Source organism: Bradyrhizobium sp. 482_C4_N1_8, from assembly GCF_052075965.1.
Taxonomy (GTDB): Bacteria; Pseudomonadota; Alphaproteobacteria; order Rhizobiales; family Xanthobacteraceae; genus Bradyrhizobium; species Bradyrhizobium barranii.
In genome coordinates, this window is the sequence record NZ_CP197231.1 from 520,085 (window position 1) to 539,582 (window position 19,498).

Consider the following 19,498-nt stretch of genomic DNA (forward strand, 5'->3'; position numbering starts at 1 on the left):
TCCGGACGAATTCGCCGCACCGGCTTTACGTGGCCTAAGCGCGAGCCGTGTAGCAATTGCCCGTCTCAATCTCAGGATACGGCAATGCCCCGAAGTTCCCTCTCCCCCATCCCGTCAAATCTGCCCGACGTCGCCGAGCGGCGTGCGCTTCAGCTCCTGGTGGTCGACGACGACGCCACGCAGCGCAGCCTGATCACGGTCGCCGCAAAGCAGGCCGGCCATGAAGTCACGGTGGCGCCGTCCGTCGCCGAGGCGATCGAGAAGCTCCGCGCCGCCCGCTTCGACTGCGTGACGCTCGATCTCGTGCTGGAGGATGGCGACGGCATCGACGTGCTGCGCGAGATGGCGGCGGCGAAATTCGCAGGCCATGTGATCGTCATCAGCGGTATGGACGGCAAGCGCCGCAGCGCCGCCCGCAGCTTCGCCCGTTCCGTCGGGATTCAGCTCCAGGGCCTGCCGAAGCCGCTCGATCTCGCGGCGCTGCGCATCAGCCTCGCCAATCTCGGCAAGACCGCAATGGGGCTGCCGGCGATCCACACCTGGGGTGGCGTCGCGACCGACGCGATCGTGGAACGGCACCGCGCCTGAGGCGCGGAGCTGCCATGCGATCGGACGCGGGCACTGCGCCGCGTCGGTCGCAATTCAAGCCGGATTGCCGGATTCAGACAGGTATTGCAGGGCGTGGCCGAGGCCTGCCCGGCAGGCGTTGAGAGCGGCGTTCGCGGTGGCATAACGCGGCGTGACGTCGTCGAGTATGAAGACGTCGGCGGAACCTTCCGGATCGTTGCTGTGTTCTTGATCCATGGCTGCGGCGATCCGGCGCATACTGGTCTCGATCTGTGCGATCAGCAAGCGAAGGTCTGCGGCGATCAATCGTTGGCTGTCGGCCTCGGATGTCGCGACCAGCGGCGGCGTATCGGCCAAATTTAGCATGGATATTCTCCGTCTCCTGCAATTAGGCGCAATGCCGCTACTTGTGCGTTAAGTCTATGTCCCGTACAAATACGGGTGGGCCGAATCCGCGCCGAACGCCATAACGGTTGGCGCGGACGCGAGTCCGTAATGCCAACTGGATGTGGCACATGGCCGAGCAAACCTCTCGTGGTGAAATCTTCGTGGTCGACGACGACCCTGCGGTTCGCGACACCTTGTCGATGGTGTTGAAGGCGGCGGGTTATGAGGTGATCTGTTTTGCGGACGGCGCAGCGCTGCTCTCCGTCGCGCGGAACCGTACGCCGGCTGCGATCCTGCTCGACGTGCACATTCCCGGAAAGTCGGGCCTCGACATTCTGAACGAACTGCAGGGCGAAGATTATCCGGCGCCGATCTTCATGATCTCCGGGCAGGGCGACATCTCGATGGCGGTGGGCGCCATCAAGAGCGGCGCGCTCGATTTCATCGAAAAGCCGTTCCGCGGTAGCGAGATCGTCGGCCGGCTGGACGAGGCGATCGGAGCCTATGCACGCAGGCAGGCAGAGAGCGTATCGCCGAAATTCTCTTCGCTGCACTTCCCCGGACGCGAGCCGTTGACGCGGCGCGAACGCGAGGTGCTCGAGCAGTTCGCTTCCGGTGCGTCCAACAAGGAAGCCGGCCGCACGCTCGGCATCAGCCCGCGCACCATCGAGGACCATCGCGCCAACATCATGAAGAAGCTCGGGGCGCGCAACGCCGCCGATCTGATCCGCATCGTGATGACTGCGGCCCAGCGCGCATCGTAACGCTCGCCATCCTCTCGTGCTCCGGACGCAGCGCGTCATGCAATGATGCGCTGCTGAGCCGGGGCCCATATCTCTCCAATTTCACGGCTGACAGTTCTGGGTCCCGGCTCTGCGCCGCAGCGTTGCACGCTGCGCCTTGTCCGGGACACGGTTCCTCAACTGCTCAGCGCCTTGCGGATGATCCGCGCCAGATCGGATTTGCGATACGGCTTCGCCAGCAGCAGCACGCCTAAATCCAGCCGGCCGTGATGGATGATCGCGTTCTCCGTATAGCCTGAGGTGTAGACCACCCTGAGGTCCGGACGCGTCTTCGACACCTCGTCGGCAAGCTGCCGTCCGTTCAACTTGCCGGGCATGATGACGTCGGTGAACAGCAGGTCGAACGGCTTGCCGGTGGCGACGATCGCGAGCGCCTCCGCGGCGTTCGCGGCCTGCAAGGTGACGTAGCCGAGCGAATGCAGCTGCGCCAGCACGTAGTCGCGCACCAGCCGGTCGTCCTCGACCACGAGGATCGTCTCGTGTCCGCCCTCGATCGTCGACGGCGTCACGCCTTCGCCCACGGCCGCGGCCGTCTTGCCGGGCGGCAGATACATCTTGATCGTGGTACCGTGGCCTTCCTCGCTGTAGATCTTGATGTGGCCCGTGGACTGCTTGATGAAGCCGTAGACCATCGAAAGCCCGAGCCCGGTGCCCTTGCCCGGTCCCTTCGAGGTGAAGAACGGATCGAACACCCGGGCCAGCATGTGCGCAGGAATGCCGGTGCCGGTGTCGCTCACGGCGATCAGCACATAGTGTCCGGGCCTGACGTCGTTGACGCTGGCATAGACCTCGTCGAGATAGGCGGCGCCGGTCTCCACGATCAGCTTGCCGCCGCCGGGCATGGCGTCACGGGCATTGAGCGCGAGGTTGAGGATCGCGGTGGTGAGCTGGTTGGGGTCGACGATCGCGACGCAGCTCTCGTCCTCGAACACCGATTCGATCTGGATCTGCTCGCCCAGCGTCGGGCGTAACAGCTTTGCGGTGTCGATGATCAGCGCGTTGATGTCGACCTCGCGTGGCTGCAGCGGCTGCTTGCGCGCGAAGGCGAGCAGGTGCTGGGTCAGCTCGGCGCCGCGCCCGGCGGCCTCGTCGATCATCTTCGTGATCGCCGCAAGCTCCGGCTCCTTCGCCACCGCGTCGGCCAGGATCTCGATCGTCCCGGTGATGACGGTGAGGATGTTGTTGAAGTCGTGCGCCACGCCGCCGGTGAGCTGGCCGACAGCCTCCATCTTGTCGGCGTGGCGGATGCGCTCCTCGGACGCGATCTTGTCGGTGAGGTCGCGGTAGAACACGTTGAACAGAATGCCTTCGCGGCGTTTCAGCGCCGTGACGCTCAGCTCGGCCCTGAATTCTTTGCCGTCGCGACGGCGAACCGTGAGCTCGCGGCGGCGGTTGAGCGTCTGGCCGTCCTGGGACTCGAGGAAGCGCGCGAGGCCGGCCTTGACCCGCTCCCGCTCGCTCTCGGCGACGATGAGGTCGACCCCATTCCTGCCCAGCGCTTCGTCGCGCCGCCAGCCGAACAGCTCCTCGGCCCGCGAGCTCCAGTTCAGGATGGTGCTGCGCTCGTCGGTCTGGACGAAGGCGTCGAGCGCGGTCTCAACGATATTGCGCGCGAGCAGCTCGCTTTCGCGCAAGGACTCTTCCGCGCGCCGCGCCTCGGTCATGTCGCGTCCGACGAAGAAGAAGCGTTTGGCCTGATCTGACCAGTTGCCGAGCCAGGACAGCCAGACCTCGCGTCCGTCCTTGTGGATGCAGCGGGTGTCGGCGAGCCTGGGGTGCCCGCCGCGCCGCAGCGCGCGCATCTCCTCGCGGGATTGCTCGAGATGCGCGGGATGGATGAAATCGACGCCGCTGCGGCCGATCATCTCGTCCGGCGGGTAGCCGAGCACGGCTTGGCTGCTCGGGCTGACCTGCACGATATGGCCCCGCGAATCCATGATCATGATCAGATCTTCCGAGGCGTCGAACAGCTGCCGCCGTTCCTCGATCTGCTGTTGCAGCGCGCGCTCGGTCCGTCGCGCATCGGTCAGGCGGCGCGCCGTGCCGGACGCGCCGATGATCTCGCCCGAATCGTCCCTGATCGGTGACAGGCTCACCGAGATTTCGACCGGACTGCCGTCTTTGCGCAGGCGCACCGTTTCGAAGTGCTCGATCCGCTCGCCCGTCGCAATCCGCCGCAGATAGTCCTTGCCCTCTTCGCGGCGATCGGGTGGCAGGAGGATCAAGGTCGGCTGTCCGACCGCTTCCTCGGCCGTATAGCCGTAGAGGCGCTCGGCCGCCGCATTCCAGCCGATGACGATGCCGTCGAGCGTCTGCATCACGATCGAATCGTCGGAGGATTCGACGGCCGCGCTGAACAGGCGTTCGCGGACGGCAAGCTGGTCGCGCGCGGCCTCGGTGCGCCGCCGCTCTTCGACCTCATGCTCCAGCGCTGCCGTCTTCGCCCGCATTTCATCGATCAGACGGGCAAATGCCCGCGCCAGCACACCGGTCTCGCCGGGGGCGTCGGTTGGAATTCTGATGGAATTGTCCCGACCGAGCCACTCGACCGCCGCAGTGAGCTGCCCGATCGGCCGGGTCAACGACCGCGCCAGCAGCACGGCCAGTATGGCGGCGACCAGCACCGCGATGAGGCCGATCGTGATGGTCGATTTCTCGATGGTGACGGCCGGCGCCATGAAGACGGCGTTGGGCACGACGCGGATGACACCGACCCACTGGTCCTCGGCCAGGATTGCGGGCGCGATCGCGGTGCCGCTCGGCTTGCCGTCACTGCCCGGCACGACCTGGGTCGCACCCAGCGTCGATCCGGTGATGGCTGCGAAATAGGGGAAGTCGTCCTGCCAGCGTGTTGGTGTCCCCAGTTGCGAACCGAACTCGCGGGTGCGATCCGGATGCACGAGATAATCGCCGTTGCGGCCGACCACATAGACCGCTTCACCGTTCCGGATCGATATCCTGATCCGGTCGAACACCTGGCGCATGTCGACATTGACGACGACGATGCCGAACAGCCGGTGATCGGACCCAAACAGGGGCGCCGCGACGCGCAAGGTCGGAACATAGGGCATCTGAACCACGCCGTCGTCGACGTCCAGTTCGACCGGGGAGACGCTGACCTGGTCTTCTGCCAGCTTGATCGCCGCCTGGAAGAAGGAGCGCTCGCCCTTGTTCTGCAAGGCATCGTCGGGAACTGCTCGCACCGCTCCGTTCGGGCCGGAGCGGTCGACGCGCAGATACTCGACGCCGTCGGCACCGATGATACGGAATTTTGCGTAGGCCGGGTTGGCGCCGACGTCGGCCACGAGGCGCGTCAGCAAGCGGTCGCGCCAGGTCTTCTCCGAGAGGTGATCGACCGGATCGACCCCGTCGTTGAAATGGGCATCGATCATGCCGCGCGCGGCGGCACGGGAGCGGAACGTCGCAACGTCGGCGCGGGCGCCGTTCACATGCGCTTCGAGTTGCGAGGCCAGGAGCCGTGAGTGGCCCTCGATACGGTCGAGCACGCGCGGCAGGAAGGCTTGCTCCAGGCTGTAATGGCTCAGCCATCCGACAGCGGCGACCGCAGCCGCGACCAGCAGGATCATTGCGATGGCCAGCCGGGTCGCGAGGGTCATTTCGGCCTTCGCGCTGCGTCGCGAGCGGTCCCGAATGTCCTGCTACGCTGCAACATGGATCGCCCCGTCATCGGCTGCCGGAGGCGGCATTGGCTAGCGGCGCGGATGTGAGGCAGCCGTCGACAGCGGCGAGCAGGGCGTCCGGCCGGAACGGCTTCTGCAGACTTGCGACCGCGCCGAGCTTGGTCGCCATCTTCAGAAAGTCCGGCTCGGCATAGGCGTCTGGCGCGACGGCGCGGCCGGAAATGACGATGATCGGAAGGGTCGGCTGCAGCACCCGGATGTGGCGCATCGTCTCCAGTCCGTCCATGCCGGGCATGAATATGTCGAGGAACAGGAGGTCGAACCGGCTCGCCTCGAACAGCGCAAGCCCCGTGTGGCCGTCGCCGGCGGCGGTGACGTGATGGCCGGCCCTCTCCAGGATCAGCCGGATCGTGATCTGCACGGCCGGGTCGTCATCCACAATCAGGATGTTGGCCACGTCTGAAACCCTCCGGGCCGGATGGGACGTTCCAGCGACCCCAAATCAAAGCATCAAATGCGAAATTGTTGCGCGGTTTCCGTCCGGCCTGCAAGCACTTCGCGGCCGACACCTTGTCCGCCTCGCGCGATTTCGGCGAGGTCGGTCATATGCATGCTTACGTGCACATGCGGTCCCTGACGCACGCCCGGATCGTGTCGCGGGCCTAATCGGTCAGGTATTCGGGATGGTGGCTCCGGATCTTGTCGAGCTCGCTGAGCGTGCCCGACAGGTGCTTGCGCAGATGCTGTTGCGCGGCATCGGCCTCTCCGGCCTCGATCGCGCGCGTGATCAGCTTGTGGTGGCGGACGATGTTCTGGGCCTTGCCGGGCGAGGGCAGATGCAGCCGGCGCAGCCGGTCGATATGCCCGCTGCGGCTGCGCACCAGCGTCCACAGGTCTTGCTTTCCGGCGGCGGCGTAGAGCTGGGCGTGAAAATCATTGTCGGCGGCGATGAAGCTCTCGAAGTCCCCGGCCTTGGCGAATTGCTGCTGGAGCGCGATCGCGTGGTCAAGACGGATGACCAGGGCCTGGTCATGTTGTTCCGCGAGCATCCGGACGATTTCGAGCTCCAGCGCCTGGCGCAGGAAATGGGCCTGCTCGGCGCGGCCGACGTCGACTCGGCTGACCACGGTCGCGTGCTGCGGAAATACGTCGACGAGCCCTTCCTCCTCCAGCCGCATCAGCGCATCGCGCACCGGTGTCGAGCTGACGCCGAACTGGCCGGCGAGCTCGGCGCGTGACAGGGGGGCGCCCGGCGGCAGTTCCAGGGCGATGATCGCATTGCGCAGCCGCTCGAACACCTGCGGCGCGGCCTGGCGGGCGCGATCGAGCCGGGCGGGTCGTGCCGCGCGCAGCGCGGTATGGGTTGCTTCCATGTCGGGTCCCGCGGGCTTGCCTTTGATGCACTAATATATTAGTGCATCAGCAGGGTCAACGCAGCTCGACGCTGGCCGGAGGAAACACACAACAATGATCAAGCATCTTCGTAGCAAGCTTGCGGCTGCCGCCCTGATCGCCGCAACCGTCCTGCCGGTATCCGCGGCGCATGCGCAGCAGAAATCCGAGATCTCGCTGTCGCGCCAGCCCGGCATTTTCTACATGCCGAGCCACATCATGGAAAAGCAGAAGCTGATCGAGAAGCACGCAGCTTCGCTCGGCGTACCCGGCGTCACCACCAAATGGGTGACCTTTTCCGGCGGCGGCGCGCAGACCGATGCGCTGCTCGCCGGCGGCGTCGACATCCTCAACACCGGCACCGGCAATCTTCTGTTGCTGTGGGACCGCACCCGCGGCGGCGTGAAGGGCATCGTCGCGACCTCGGCGCAGCCGATGACGCTGATCAGCCGCGATGCCAACATCAAGTCGATCAAGGATCTTGGTCCGAGCGACAAGATCGCGGTGCCGACCGTAAAAGTCTCGACCCAGGCGATCGTGCTTCAGATCGCGGCCGCCGAGGCCTTCGGTGCCGACCAATGGTCGAAGCTGGACGCCAACACCGTGCAGCTTGGCCATCCCGACGCCTATGCGGCGCTGTCCAATTCGAAGCACGAGGTCCACACCCACTTCTCGATCCCGCCTTTCACCTTCCTCGAGCTGAAGAACGTGCCGGGCGCGCATGTCGTGCTGAACTCGCCGGACGTAATGGGCGGCCCGCTGAGCCAGGCCCAGTTCTTCACCACGACGAAATTCGCCGACGCCAATCCGAAGATCATCCAGGCGGTGCGCGATGCCACCAAGGAAGCGCAGGATCTGATCCGCAGCGACACCAAGCAGGCGGTCGAGATCTACAAGGAGATCACCGGCGACAAGACCTCGGTGGAAGAGCTGCTCGATCTCCTCAAGGAGCCCGGCATGATGGAATGGAATCTCGAGCCGCAGGGCACGATGAAATTCGCAGCCCATCTGTTCAAGACCGGCACACTGAAGATGCAGCCCAAGGCCTGGACCGACTATTACCTCCCCGTCGCGCACGACCTGAAAGGCAACTGATGGCGCTGCTCGACGTCAACGGGGTGACGCTGCGCTACAAGACCTCCAGCGCCGTCGTTACCGCCACCGAAAGGGTCAGCTTCACGGTCGACAGGTCCGACCGCTTCGTGCTGCTCGGGCCGTCCGGCTGCGGTAAGTCGACCCTGCTCAAGGCCGTCGGCGGCTATATGACGCCGAGCGAGGGCCGCATGACCATCAACGATCGCGAGATTCATGGTCCGGGCGCGGACCGCATGATGATCTTTCAGGAGTTCGACCAGCTGCTGCCCTGGAAGAGCGTGCTTGCCAACGTGATGTTCCCGCTGCTGACCGCGCGAAAGCTGTCGCGCAAGGACGCCGAGGCCCGCGCACGGGCCTATATCGAGAAGGTCGGCCTCACCCGCGTCGTCGACGCCTATCCGCACACGCTGTCCGGCGGCATGAAGCAGCGCGTCGCGATTGCGCGCGGCATGGCGATGGAGCCCGATATCCTGCTGATGGACGAGCCGTTCGCCGCGCTCGACGCGCTGACACGGCGCACCTGCCAGGACGAGCTGCTTCAGCTCTGGAGCGAGACCAAATTCACGGTGCTGTTCGTGACGCATTCGATCGCGGAAGCGATCCGCATCGGCAACCGCATCCTGCTGCTGTCGCCGCATCCCGGCCGGGTCAAGGCCGAGGTGGTCGACGTCGACAAGGTCTCGAATGGAGACGGCAGCGCCGGCCGGCTGGAGAAGGAGATCCACGATCTCCTGTTCGCGGCCGAAGCTGTGGCGCATTGAGGGAGCCTGTCATGGGCGAGGCGAGAATATTGCTGCGCGACGCGTCGGTTGCCGCGACCGGCGGTGCGGGCGAGGTCGAGCGCAAGCTGAGCGTGCCGGAGCTGTTGTGGAACGACGGTTTTGTCCGCAAGACCGTCATCATCCTGTTTCTGGCAGCGGTCTGGGAAGCCTATGGCGTCGCCCTCGACAATCCGCTGCTGTTTCCAACGCTGCACGACACCATCGTGACGCTTTGGGACCGCGTGAAAGACGGCACCATTCCGATGCGCGCCTGGGCTTCGCTGAAAGTCCTTTTCATGGGCTATTCGGCCGGCATCGTGCTCGCCGCGATCTTCACCGTGCTCGCCATCTCGACGCGGATCGGCACCGATTTCCTCGAGACTGTTACGGCGATGTTCAACCCGTTGCCGGCGATCGCGCTGTTGCCGCTCGCCTTGATCTGGTTCGGGCTCGGCAATGGCAGCCTCGTCTTCGTGCTAATCCATTCGGTGCTGTGGCCGGTCGCGCTCAACACCCATTCCGGCTTCAAGAGCGTGTCCAACACGCTGCGCATGGTCGGGCGCAATTACGGCCTGCGCGGGCTGCCTTATGTCGCGAAAATCCTGATCCCGGCGGCGTTCGGCTCGATCCTCACCGGCCTCAAGATCGGCTGGGCCTTTGCATGGCGCACGCTGATCGCGGCCGAGCTGGTGTTCGGCGTGTCCTCGGGGCAGGGCGGGCTCGGCTGGTTCATCTTCGAGAACCGCAATCTCCTCGACATACCCGCAGTGTTCGCGGGCCTCTTGACGGTGATTATCATCGGGCTTTTTGTCGAGAACCTGATCTTCCGCGCCATCGAGCGGAATACCGTCCAGAAATGGGGCACCCAATCATGACCAAGAAGAAAATCACGCCCGACCAGCTCCGCAGCGCGCGCTGGTTCGCGCCCGACGACCTCCGCTCGTTCGGCCACCGCTCCCGCACGATGCAGATGGGCTACGCCCCGGAGGAGTGGAAGGACCGCCCGATCATCGCGATCCTCAACACCTGGTCGGACGCGCAGCCCTGCCACATGCACTTCAAGTCGCGCGTCGACGACGTCAAGCGCGGCATCCTGATGGCCGGCGGCCTCCCGCTGGAGCTGCCGGCGCTGTCACTGTCGGAATCGCTCTTGAAGCCGACCACGATGCTCTACCGCAACCTTCTGGCGATGGATGCCGAGGAGCTGTTGCGCAGCCATCCCGTGGACGGCGTGGTGCTGATGGGCGGCTGCGACAAGACCACGCCGGCGCTGCTCTTGGGCGCGACCTCGATGAACATTCCCGCGATCTATCTGCCCGCGGGTCCGATGCTGCGCGGCAATTGGAAGGGCAAGACGCTCGGCTCGGGCTCCGACGGTTGGAAATACTGGGACGAGCGGCGCGCCGGCAAGATCTCCGACAAGGACTGGCTCGATATCGAAGCCGGCATCGCGCGGAGCTACGGCACCTGCATGACCATGGGCACCGCCTCGACCATGACCGCGATTGCCGAGGCGATCGGCATGACGCTGCCCGGCGCCTCCTCGATTCCGGCCGCCGACGCCAACCACATCCGCATGGCGTCGGAATGCGGCCGGCGCATCGTCGAGATGGTGTGGGAGGATTTGACGCCGAAGACGATCCAGACCCGCAAGGCGTTCGAGAACGCGATTGCGGTCGCCATGGCGATGGGCTGCTCGACCAACGCGATCATCCATCTGATCGCGCAGGCCCGCCGCGCCGGCCTCGACATCGGCCTCGACGATTTCGAGAAGGCGAGCCGCAAGGTGCCCGTGATCGCCAACGTCCGACCGAGCGGCGATGCCTATCTGATGGAAGACTTCTTCTATGCCGGCGGCCTGCCGGCGCTGATGAGCCAGATCAAGCCGCATCTGCATCTCGACTGCATCACCGTCACCGGCCAGACGGTCGGCGAAAACATCGAAGGCGCCGAAGTGCACAATGCCGATGTCATCCGCGGCGTCGATAACCCCATCTACAAGGAAGGCGCGCTCGCCGTGCTCAAGGGCAATCTCGCGCCCGATGGCTGCGTCATCAAGCCGAGTGCCTGTGCGCCGCGCTTCCTCAAGCACACCGGGCCTGCGCTGGTGTTCGACGACTATCCGTCGATGAAGAAGGCGGTCGACGATCCCAACCTCGATGTCACCGAGGATCACATCCTCATCCTGCGCAATGCAGGGCCGCAGGGCGGGCCGGGCATGCCGGAGTGGGGCATGCTGCCGATCCCGACCAAGCTCGTGAAGCAGGGCGTGCGCGACATGGTGCGGATCTCGGACGCGCGCATGAGCGGCACCAGCTATGGCGCCTGCATTTTGCACGTTGCGCCCGAATCCTATGTCGGCGGCCCGCTGGCGCTGGTGCGGAATGGCGACCGCATCACGCTCGACGTCGCCGCGCGCACTATCAACCTCGATGTGTCCGAAGCCGAGCTCGAAAAGCGTCGCGCCGCCTGGAAGCAGCCCGAGCGCCGCTTCGAGCGCGGCTATGGCTGGATGTTCACCAAACACATCAAGCAGGCCAATGACGGCTGCGACTTCGACTTCCTGGAGACCGATTTCGGCGCGCCGATCGGCGAGCCGTCGATTTACTGACCGTCGTTCCGGGGCACGCGTAGCGCGAACCCGGAACCCATTTCACCGCGTTGCGTGCGGCCCGATGGATTCCGGGCTCGCCGCTGCGCGGCGCCCCGGAATGACAAGAGGATACACATGACAAAACTCACCGAAGCCACCCGCACAAAACTCAAATCCGTCTCCACCGCCACCGTCGCCACCGCGCTGTTCAAGCGCGGGCTGCGCATCCAGATGATCCAGGACGTGCACCCGCTCGGCGCCGACCAGCCGACCATGGTCGGCGAGGCCTTCACGCTGCGCTACATGCCGGCGCGCGAGGATCTCAACACCATCGACGTCTTCAAGGACCGCTCCCACCCGCAGCGCAAGGCGATCGAGGATTGTCCGCCCGGCAGCGTGCTGGTGATGGACAGCCGCAAGGACGCGCGCGCGGCCTCGGCCGGTGCGATCCTGGTGACGCGATTGATGAAGCGCGGCGTCGCCGGCGTCGTCACCGACGGCGGCTTTCGCGATTCCGCCGAGATCGCCAAGCTCGGCATCCCCGCCTATCACCATCGCCCCTCGGCGCCGACGAATCTCACGCTGCACCAGGCGATCGAGATCAACGTACCGATCGGTTGTGGCGATGCGCCGGTATTTCCGGGCGACGTCATTCTCGGCGACAGCGACGGCGTCATCGTGATCCCCGCGCATCTCGCCGACGAGATCGCGAACGAAACCTTTGAGATGACGGCGTTCGAGGATTTCGTCACCGAGGAAGTCGGCAACGGCCGCGGCATTTTTGGGCTCTATCCCGCCACCGATCCGCAGACGCTCACCGACTTCGCGGAATGGCGGAAGAAGAACGGCCGCTAGGTCGAAGCTAAGTCACGTCAAGAAACGAGCCGGCGCATCAAGCGCCGGCCTTTTATCGAGCAGGGAGGATACTTATGAATCTCACGCGACGTAGTCTCATGGCCGGCGCCGGTGCGGCGGCGGCGTCCGCACTTCTCGCCCGCACCGCCGGTGCCCAGTCGTTTCCGTTCACGCCCAACCAGCGCTACCCCGATCCCGCCGTCCAGATCCTCGATCCGAGCTTTGGAAAATACCGGCTCTATTCCTCAACGGTCGAGCAGGTCGCGACTGGCATGCGCTGGGCCGAAGGCCCCGCTTATTTCCCCGAGGGCGGTTATCTCCTGTTCTCGGACATTCCCAACAACCGGATCATGAAGTTCGACGAGAAGACCGGGCAGACCAGCGTGTTCCGCGCCAACGCCAATTACGCTAACGGCAATGCGCGCGACCGCCAGGGCCGCCTCGTCACTTGCGAGCACTCCGTCACCCGCCGCATCACCCGCACCGAGAAGGACGGCAAAATCACGGTTCTCGCCGACAAGTTCGAGGGCAAGCGGCTGAACGCGCCGAACGACATCGTGGTGAAGTCCGACGACAGCATCTGGTTCACCGATCCCTTGTTCGGCATCAACGGCGAGTGGGAAGGCAACAAGGAGAAGTCCGAGCAGGCCACCACCAACGTCTATCGCATCGCCAAGGACGGCAAGATCAGCGCCGTCCTCACCGACCTCGTCAATCCCAACGGCCTCGCCTTCTCGCCGGACGAGAAGAAGCTCTACATCGTCGAATGGAAGGGCACGCCCAACCGCAGCATCTGGAGCTACAATGTCGGCGACGACGGCAGCTTGAGCGGCAAGACCAAGCTGATCGATGCCGCCGACCAGGCCTCGCTCGATGGTTTTCGCGTCGATCGCGACGGCAATCTCTGGTGCGGCTGGGGCTCCAACGGCGCGCTGCAATCCGAACCCACCGACATCGGCGGCCGCAAGGTCTTTCAGCTCAGGGGCAAGTCGGAAGATCTCGACGGCGTGATGGTGTTCAACGCGGACGGCAAGCCGCTCGCCTTCATCAAGCTGCCCGAACGTTGCGCCAACCTCTGCTTCGGCGGCCCGAAGAACAACCGGCTTTATATGGCGAGCAGCCACTCGGTGTATGCGCTGTACGTCGAGGCGCATGGGGCGGTGTGAGGCAGAGCTGACCAGCTAAGCTGCCGTAGGGTGGGCAAAGCGAAGCGTGCCCACCGCTCTCGTCGCAATTGCTGAAAAATGGTGGGCACGGCGCGATGCGCCTTTGCCCACCCTACAGAGCTGCCGAATTCCTTCGCCTCTCCCCGCGTGCGGGGAGAGGCCCGTAGCCCGGATGGAGCACAGCGCAATCCGGGGCGGTCTTGCCGTCTGCACGAATCCCGGATTTCGCTGCGCTCCATCCGGGCTACAAGGTCACGCCTCCGGCATCCCCGCTGCCCAAAGCGCGAACGCATAGACGATCGCGACTTCGTCCAGCCGGTCGAACCGCCCCGATGCGCCGCCGTGGCCGGCACCCATGTTGGTGCGGAGCAACACCGGGCCGCCGCCGCTCATGGTCGCGCGCAGGCGCGCGATCCATTTGGCCGGCTCCCAATAGGTCACGCGCGGATCGGTCAAGCCGCCCATCGCGAGGATCGCCGGATAGTCCTTCGCCGCGACATTGTCGTACGGGGAGTAGGACAGGATGGTGCGAAAATCCTTTTCGCTCTCGATCGGGTTGCCCCATTCGGGCCATTCCGGCGGCGTCAGCGGCAGCGTGTCGTCAAGCATGGTGTTGAGCACGTCGACGAACGGCACTTCGGCGACGATGCCTGCGAACAATTCGCCGGCGCGGTTCGCGACGGCGCCCATCAGCATGCCGCCGGCCGAGCCGCCATGGCCGACGATGCGTTTTGCGCTGGTGTATTTCGCATCGATCAGCGCCCGCGCGCTGGCCGCAAAATCGTCAAAGCTGTTCGTCTTTTTCTCGCGCTTGCCGTCGAGATACCAGCCCCAGCCCTTGTCGGCGCCGCCGCGGATATGGGCGATGGCGTAAACAAAACCGCGGTCGACCAGCGAGAGGCGGTTGGCGTTGAAGGAGGCCGGCATCGCCATGCCGTAGGAGCCGTAGCCGTAGAGCAGCAGCGGCGCCGAGCCATCGAGCTTCAGCCCGAGGCGATAGAGGATCGACACCGGCACCTCGGCGCCGTCATGCGCCTTGGCCATGATGCGCGTCGTGACATAGTCGGCCGCATCGTGACCGGACGGAATCTCCTGGCGCTTGCGCAAGGTCCGCGTGCGCTTGACCATGTCGTAATCGTAGACTTCCGACGGCGTCGTCATCGACGAATAGGCGAAGCGCAAGTTCGTGGTGTCGAATTCGTAGGAGCCCATCGTGTCGAGCGAATAGGCCGCCTCGTCGAAGGCGATGGCGTGCTCGTCCCTGGTCGCGAGATCGCGGATCACGACCGACGGCAGCGCATTGGCGCGCTCCAGCCGCACCAGATGGCCGGCATAGAGATCGAGGTCGATGATGTAGACGCCGGGACGATACGGGATCAGGTCGCGCCAGTTCTTGCGCTCGGGTGCGCCAAGCGGCGCGGTGACGATCTTGAAATCGATGGCGTCATCGGCATTGGTGAGGATGAAGAGCTCGTCGCCGCGGTCGGCCAGCGAATATTGCACGCCGTCCTCGCGCGCCGCGACCAGGCGCGGCGGCGCTTCGGGGTGGGCGAGATCGATCAGCCGCTGCTCCGAGGTCTCGTGATCGCCGCCCGCGATCACGCAGAAGCGGCCGCTGGTGCTCTCATGCAGATGGGTGAACCAGCCGGAATCCTGCTCCTCGTAGACGAGCGAGTCGTCGGCCTGCCTGGTGCCGAGCCTGTGCAGCCACACCTGCATCGGGCGATGGTTGTCGTCGAGCTTCACATAGAAGAAGCTCTTGCAGTCCTTGCTCCAGACGATGCCGCCGTCGGTCTCCTCGACCAAATCGTCAAGATCCTTGCCCGTGGCCCAGTCGCGGACGCGGATGGAGAAATATTCCGAGCCCTTGGTGTCGGCGCTCCAGGCTTGCAGCTTGTGATCGTTCGAGTGGCGGCTGCCGCCGAACTTGAAGTATTTGTGGTCTTTGGCGAGCGCGTCGCCGTCGAGCACGATCTGGCCCTCGCCGCCGTCGCGCGGCATGCGGCCGAACAATTCGTGCTGCCCACCCTCGCGAAACCTCCGGAAATAGGCGAACGGTCCGTCGGGCGAGGGCACGCTGGAATCGTCCTCCTTGATCCGCCCGCGCATCTCGCGCACCAGCGTCTTCTGAAGCGACGAGGTGTGGCCGAGCAGGCTCTCGGTGTAGCCGTTCTCTTCATCGAGATATTTGCGGATGTCGGGATCGAGCACGGCGGGATCGCGCAGCACCTCCTGCCATTTCTCGTCCTTCAGCCAGGCATAGTCGTCGGCCACGGTGATCCCGTGCCGCGTGAAGGAATGCGGCCGGCGCGGGGCGACGGGGGGCTGGGAAGGTGTCTTGGCTTGTGTCACTCGGTCCTCATCATCTCGTACTCGCGCTGCGTTCCCTCTTTACCTCTCCCCGTAAGAACGGGGAGAGGGAGAAGAAAGGCGCGCCGCATCGCTCGCCGTATTCCACCTTATATCGTCCCGATTCCGCGAATTGCCAGCGCCGCTGCGCCAAGGACTGCGCCAAGTCGCCGGGTTGTTGATCGCCCCCTTGTATGCTTTAGGGGCGATACCCCCCGCCGCCGGTCCAGCCTGATGCTGTTCAATTCCTACCCGTTCATCCTGCTGTTCCTGCCGGCCGTGCTGGCCGGCTATTTCTGGCTCGGGCGGCGCAGCAATCTGGCGCCGGTGATCTGGCTGGCGCTGGCCTCGCTCGCCTTCTACGCCTTCGGCAGCTGGCAGTTCGTGGGCCTGCTGCTGGTCTCGATCGCCTTCAACTACGGCGTCGGCTATCTCCTGATCGCGGCGAAGCTCGCCCCAATGCAACGAAAGGCGGCGCTCGCGCTCGGCGTCGTCGGCGACCTCCTGGTGCTCGGCATCTTCAAATATGCCGGCTTCGTCGCCGAGAACATCAATGCGCTGGCCGGTACGCATGTTGCGGTCCACATCCTGCTGCCGGTCGGCATCTCCTTCTACACCTTCACCCAGATCGCGTTCCTGGTGGATGCGTATCGTGGCCAGGTCGCGCGTTACGCCTTGCCGCACTACGCGCTGTTCGTGACCTACTTTCCGCACCTGATCGCGGGGCCGATCCTCCACCACAAGGACATGATCCCGCAATTCGAGCGGAAGGAGACCAAGTATCCGGACGCACACCTGATCCTGTGCGGAATCGTCATCTTCGCGATCGGCCTGTTCAAGAAGACCTGCCTTGCCGATGGCATCCAGCCCCTGGTGGCGCTCGCCTTCGAGGCGCGCTCGCCGAGCTTTGATCAGGCCTGGTGTGGTGCGCTCGCCTACACGTTCCAGCTCTATTTCGACTTCTCCGGCTATTCCGACATGGCGATCGGGATATCGCTGATGTTCGGCATCTTCCTGCCCGTGAATTTCAACTCACCCTACAAGGCCACCAGCATCGTCGAGTTCTGGCGCCGCTGGCACATGACCTTGTCGCAGTTCCTGCGCGACTATCTCTACATCTCGCTCGGCGGCAATCGCCGCGGCCGCGTGCTGCGCTACGTCAATCTGATGATCACGATGCTGCTCGGCGGGCTCTGGCACGGCGCGGCCTGGACTTTTGTCGCCTGGGGCGCGCTGCATGGCGCTTATCTCTGCGTCAATCATGCCTTCAACGCGCTGGTGCCCAACGTCCCGACGTTGCTCGTGCGTCCGGTCCGCATCGTCGGAGCCGTGCTGACGTTCCTCGCCGTCGTCGTGGCTTGGGTTTTTTTTCGCGCCGAGAGCGTTACTTGGGCGCTGCGTGTCCTCCACGCGATGGCCGATCCGTCGAATATCGTCCTCGGCCGCGAGGAGATCGCCGCATTGGTTCTGGTGTCGATCTACGCCGCGCTGGTGTGGATGTCGCCGAACACGCAAGCGATCATGGGATACGATCACGACAATCGCAGGGTCGGCGAGGCCCTGCCGGCAGGACGGATGCGACCGCTGTTCCTTTACGGCGCGGCGCTGGTGCTCGCTCTCGGGATTCTCGGCATCCAGAGCCACAGCGAATTCATCTATTTCCGGTTCTGATGCGAGGCAATTTCATACATCTGAGACGTCTTCTGCTCGCCAGCATCGCCTGCGTGCTGGGCGCGGCGGTACTCACCTATCTCGTCGATCCCTTGCAACTGTTTCGCCCGTCGCGACTGGCCTTCTATTCCGACGACACGCGCGTGCAGAATGCCGGGCTGATCCGCAGCCAGTCGTTCGACACCGCCTTCATGGGCACCTCGCTCGCGATCCGTTTCCGCCAGAGCGACATCGATCGCGCGCTCGGCGTCCACTCGCTCAAGCTGGCGATGACCGGGTCCAATTCGCGCCAGCAGGGCTTTGTGCTGGAGCGGGCGATCGAGCGCGGCGCCCGGCGCGTGATCTGGGCGATGGACGATTTCATCTTTGTCGATGCGGCGGATATCGAGGCCGATCCCTTTCTGTCCGTCGATCTCTATCGCCAGACAACGAAGGGCATCGCGTCCTATCTGTTCAGCGCCGCGATGGCGAAGGAATCCTTGTTCGTGCTGCTGCGGTCGATCCCGCCGCTGCAGCAGAAGCTGACCCAGGCGGCGCCGTTTCTCCCCGTCAAGTTCGCGCTGTCCGACGTCGACGACATCTACGCGCTGCCGCGCGATTTCGACGTCGCGCGTGACTACAATGCGAAGAAGACGCTTGCCTCGTTCGCTTACATCACGAGCCCCGTGCGCAGCCGCTTCCTTGGCGAAGGCTATGGCTACGACGCCATGCTCCGGCATTTCGAACGCGACGCCGTCGGCTTGATCACGCGTCATCCGGACGTGACCTTCGACATCTACTTGCCGCCCTATTCGATCCTGCAGTTCGTGGCGATGCGTGATGCCTCGCCTGCGACGCTGAAGATCGTCACCGACCTCACCGCGCGCATCGCCGAGCGGCTGACGCAGCTTCCGAATGTGCGTCTGTACGATTTCCGCGCGATCAGGGCGGTGACGCACGATCTCGATAACTACAGCGACGTCATCCACCATTCGCCGGCGGTCGATGCGAAGGTGCTGAATTGGCTGGCGCGTGGAGAGTATCGCGTCGATCCTGAGGCGCCGCTCGCGTCGCTGGATGCGCTGAAAGCTCAGGTCGAGGCCTATCGCGTGGAGCGCTGACCTTTCCCCCTCTCCCCCTGTGGGCCTGTTGCGTTATCGGCTTTTGAGGCTGAAGACGTCAGGAGAGAAGGCCTTGGTCCTGGCAATGCCTGCGAAGATCTGTAGTTGTTGCCCTCAGCGGGCAGCTCACGCGGCGATCGTGGCCCACCGCCTCATGTTGAAGGCGATTGAGGCGAGCAGAACTTGCCCGGTCGCCTTGATCAGACCGACGTAGCGGATGCAGGTCAGCCGCATGCGGCGTTTGAGAGTAGCGAAGGTGGTCTCGACCTGGGCTCGGCGGCGCGCGATGAGGAGGTTGTAGCGTTTGAGCCTCGGCGGCAACTCCGGGTGATGCCGGTTGGGCCGACGAGCAATGCGGGGTTTCTTGCCCTCCGCCTTCAGCCGGGCCCGTCGGGCATGGGTGTCGTAAGCCGCATCGGCCCACACCGCAGCTTCATCGCCGCGGATCAAAGCGTCCGCCGGTGTCGTGTCGTTGATGTTGGCCGGTGTGGTCAGTACCGTGCGGATCAAGCCGGATCCTTCGTCGACACCGACATGGGCCTTGTAACCGAACGTCGTGCCGCTCTTGCCTTGCCGCTTGGTGAAGCGGGCGTCGGGATCGTTTGAGGGGCGATCCTCCTTCGGAGGAGCCGACACCGCCTGGATCAAGGTCGCATCCAGCATCGTGCCGCGCTTGAGGATGACGCCGGCATTCTCAAGCTGACGATCCAGCTCACCAAACAGCTTCTCCAGCAGGCCTTGTTCGACAAGCTGGTTCCGAAAGCGGTTCAGGACCGTATGGTCGGGCGTCGCATCCTCAAGGCTCAAACCGACGAAGCGCTTGAACGACAACCGGTCGCCCAGCGCTTCCTCGAGTTCGCGCTCCGAAAGACCATACAGCGACTGCAACAGCACAGCACGAAACAGCACCAGCACCGGATAGCCTGGTCGACCGGGGCTCCCTTCATCCCGCAAATGGCCGATCAGCTTCTCGAACCGGTACCACTTGACCAGGCCAGCCAGCCGATCCAGCGCCGCATTGGCGCCGGCCCCCTTCGGCATCAGCGCTTCCACAAAGCTCGGCTGTCCCGTCCGCTTGACCGCCATCGCTACCCTCCAAGGCTTTGCCCTAGGGAATC

The 19,498-nt window shown here is 64.6% G+C and carries 16 protein-coding genes; 10 read left to right on the forward strand and 6 right to left on the reverse strand.

The features are described 5' to 3' along the window. Positions 1 to 84: 84 nt before the first annotated feature. The gene (locus AB7Z56_RS02465; protein WP_063980464.1) at positions 85 to 588 is read left to right on the forward strand and encodes a response regulator; all 504 of its coding nucleotides are present in this window, start codon (positions 85 to 87) and stop codon (positions 586 to 588) included. 54 nt (positions 589 to 642) lie between these two features. On the opposite strand, the gene AB7Z56_RS02470 is transcribed toward AB7Z56_RS02465, so the two are convergent. Then, positions 643 to 933, reverse strand: coding sequence for a hypothetical protein (locus tag AB7Z56_RS02470; protein WP_063980465.1), 291 nt, complete (start codon positions 931 to 933; stop codon positions 643 to 645). Positions 934 to 1,082: 149 nt separating this feature from the next. Here AB7Z56_RS02470 and AB7Z56_RS02475 point away from each other — a divergent pair, with 149 nt between their 5' ends. Then, on the forward strand, positions 1,083 to 1,718 hold the full coding sequence (locus tag AB7Z56_RS02475; RefSeq protein WP_063980466.1) for a response regulator transcription factor: 636 nt from the start codon (positions 1,083 to 1,085) through the stop codon (positions 1,716 to 1,718). A gap of 155 nt (positions 1,719 to 1,873) precedes the next feature. On the opposite strand, the gene AB7Z56_RS02480 is transcribed toward AB7Z56_RS02475, so the two are convergent. From AB7Z56_RS02480 to AB7Z56_RS02490, 3 genes are all read right to left on the reverse strand, one after another. Further along, the gene (locus AB7Z56_RS02480; RefSeq protein ID WP_063980467.1) at positions 1,874 to 5,374 is read right to left on the reverse strand and encodes a PAS domain S-box protein; all 3,501 of its coding nucleotides are present in this window, start codon (positions 5,372 to 5,374) and stop codon (positions 1,874 to 1,876) included. 67 nt (positions 5,375 to 5,441) lie between these two features. After that, on the reverse strand, positions 5,442 to 5,855 hold the full coding sequence (locus AB7Z56_RS02485) for a response regulator (RefSeq protein WP_063980468.1): 414 nt from the start codon (positions 5,853 to 5,855) through the stop codon (positions 5,442 to 5,444). 205 nt (positions 5,856 to 6,060) lie between these two features. After that, the gene (locus AB7Z56_RS02490; protein WP_063980469.1) at positions 6,061 to 6,771 is read right to left on the reverse strand and encodes a GntR family transcriptional regulator; all 711 of its coding nucleotides are present in this window, start codon (positions 6,769 to 6,771) and stop codon (positions 6,061 to 6,063) included. Between the two features lie 94 nt (positions 6,772 to 6,865). On the opposite strand from AB7Z56_RS02490, the gene AB7Z56_RS02495 reads away from it, so the two are divergent. From AB7Z56_RS02495 to AB7Z56_RS02520, 6 genes are all read left to right on the forward strand, one after another. Further along, a complete protein-coding gene (locus AB7Z56_RS02495) occupies positions 6,866 to 7,885 on the forward strand; it encodes an ABC transporter substrate-binding protein (RefSeq protein ID WP_063980470.1) in 1,020 nt (339 codons plus the stop codon). Then, the gene (locus tag AB7Z56_RS02500) at positions 7,885 to 8,646 is read left to right on the forward strand and encodes an ABC transporter ATP-binding protein (RefSeq protein WP_063980471.1); all 762 of its coding nucleotides are present in this window, start codon (positions 7,885 to 7,887) and stop codon (positions 8,644 to 8,646) included. Before AB7Z56_RS02495 ends, AB7Z56_RS02500 begins: the two co-directional genes overlap by 1 nt. Before the next feature lie 11 nt (positions 8,647 to 8,657). After that, positions 8,658 to 9,521 carry an ABC transporter permease gene (locus tag AB7Z56_RS02505; RefSeq protein WP_063980472.1) on the forward strand — a complete coding sequence of 288 codons (864 nt, stop codon included), beginning with the start codon at positions 8,658 to 8,660 and terminating at the stop codon, positions 9,519 to 9,521. Next, complete coding sequence (araD, locus tag AB7Z56_RS02510) at positions 9,518 to 11,257, forward strand: L-arabinonate dehydratase (protein ID WP_063980473.1); 1,740 nt, start codon at positions 9,518 to 9,520, stop codon at positions 11,255 to 11,257. Before AB7Z56_RS02505 ends, araD begins: the two co-directional genes overlap by 4 nt. A gap of 117 nt (positions 11,258 to 11,374) precedes the next feature. Further along, the gene (locus AB7Z56_RS02515) at positions 11,375 to 12,094 is read left to right on the forward strand and encodes a ribonuclease activity regulator RraA (RefSeq protein WP_063980474.1); all 720 of its coding nucleotides are present in this window, start codon (positions 11,375 to 11,377) and stop codon (positions 12,092 to 12,094) included. Between the two features lie 74 nt (positions 12,095 to 12,168). After that, positions 12,169 to 13,260: an SMP-30/gluconolactonase/LRE family protein gene (locus AB7Z56_RS02520; RefSeq protein ID WP_063980475.1), complete on the forward strand. Its 1,092-nt coding sequence runs from the start codon at positions 12,169 to 12,171 to the stop codon at positions 13,258 to 13,260. Positions 13,261 to 13,512: 252 nt separating this feature from the next. Here AB7Z56_RS02520 and AB7Z56_RS02525 read toward each other — a convergent pair whose 3' ends face one another. Next, positions 13,513 to 15,612 carry a S9 family peptidase gene (locus AB7Z56_RS02525; RefSeq protein WP_063980476.1) on the reverse strand — a complete coding sequence of 700 codons (2,100 nt, stop codon included), beginning with the start codon at positions 15,610 to 15,612 and terminating at the stop codon, positions 13,513 to 13,515. Positions 15,613 to 15,843: 231 nt separating this feature from the next. On the opposite strand from AB7Z56_RS02525, the gene AB7Z56_RS02530 reads away from it, so the two are divergent. Continuing rightward, positions 15,844 to 17,280, forward strand: a complete 1,437-nt coding sequence (locus AB7Z56_RS02530) for an MBOAT family O-acyltransferase (RefSeq protein WP_063980477.1) — start codon at positions 15,844 to 15,846, stop codon at positions 17,278 to 17,280. Next, a complete protein-coding gene (locus AB7Z56_RS02535) occupies positions 17,280 to 18,380 on the forward strand; it encodes a hypothetical protein (protein ID WP_283017915.1) in 1,101 nt (366 codons plus the stop codon). The genes AB7Z56_RS02530 and AB7Z56_RS02535 overlap by 1 nt, the downstream gene beginning before the upstream one ends. Positions 18,381 to 18,506: 126 nt before the next feature. On the opposite strand, the gene AB7Z56_RS02540 is transcribed toward AB7Z56_RS02535, so the two are convergent. Then, entirely contained in the window at positions 18,507 to 19,466 is a 960-nt protein-coding gene (locus AB7Z56_RS02540) for an IS5 family transposase (protein WP_166348444.1), read from the reverse strand. Between the last annotated feature and the right edge of the window lie 32 nt (positions 19,467 to 19,498).

Coding starts and splice junctions, on each gene's coding strand:
- AB7Z56_RS02490 (WP_063980469.1), bottom strand. CDS start 6,771: ATGGAAGCAACCCATACCGCGCTGCGCGCGGCACGACCCGCCCGGCTC.
- AB7Z56_RS02465 (WP_063980464.1), top strand. CDS start 85: ATGCCCCGAAGTTCCCTCTCCCCCATCCCGTCAAATCTGCCCGACGTC.
- AB7Z56_RS02530 (WP_063980477.1), top strand. CDS start 15,844: ATGCTGTTCAATTCCTACCCGTTCATCCTGCTGTTCCTGCCGGCCGTG.
- AB7Z56_RS02505 (WP_063980472.1), top strand. CDS start 8,658: ATGGGCGAGGCGAGAATATTGCTGCGCGACGCGTCGGTTGCCGCGACC.
- AB7Z56_RS02540 (WP_166348444.1), bottom strand. CDS start 19,466: ATGGCGGTCAAGCGGACGGGACAGCCGAGCTTTGTGGAAGCGCTGATG.
- araD (WP_063980473.1), top strand. CDS start 9,518: ATGACCAAGAAGAAAATCACGCCCGACCAGCTCCGCAGCGCGCGCTGG.
- AB7Z56_RS02500 (WP_063980471.1), top strand. CDS start 7,885: ATGGCGCTGCTCGACGTCAACGGGGTGACGCTGCGCTACAAGACCTCC.
- AB7Z56_RS02520 (WP_063980475.1), top strand. CDS start 12,169: ATGAATCTCACGCGACGTAGTCTCATGGCCGGCGCCGGTGCGGCGGCG.
- AB7Z56_RS02475 (WP_063980466.1), top strand. CDS start 1,083: ATGGCCGAGCAAACCTCTCGTGGTGAAATCTTCGTGGTCGACGACGAC.
- AB7Z56_RS02495 (WP_063980470.1), top strand. CDS start 6,866: ATGATCAAGCATCTTCGTAGCAAGCTTGCGGCTGCCGCCCTGATCGCC.
- AB7Z56_RS02535 (WP_283017915.1), top strand. CDS start 17,280: ATGCGAGGCAATTTCATACATCTGAGACGTCTTCTGCTCGCCAGCATC.
- AB7Z56_RS02515 (WP_063980474.1), top strand. CDS start 11,375: ATGACAAAACTCACCGAAGCCACCCGCACAAAACTCAAATCCGTCTCC.
- AB7Z56_RS02470 (WP_063980465.1), bottom strand. CDS start 933: ATGCTAAATTTGGCCGATACGCCGCCGCTGGTCGCGACATCCGAGGCC.
- AB7Z56_RS02480 (WP_063980467.1), bottom strand. CDS start 5,374: ATGACCCTCGCGACCCGGCTGGCCATCGCAATGATCCTGCTGGTCGCG.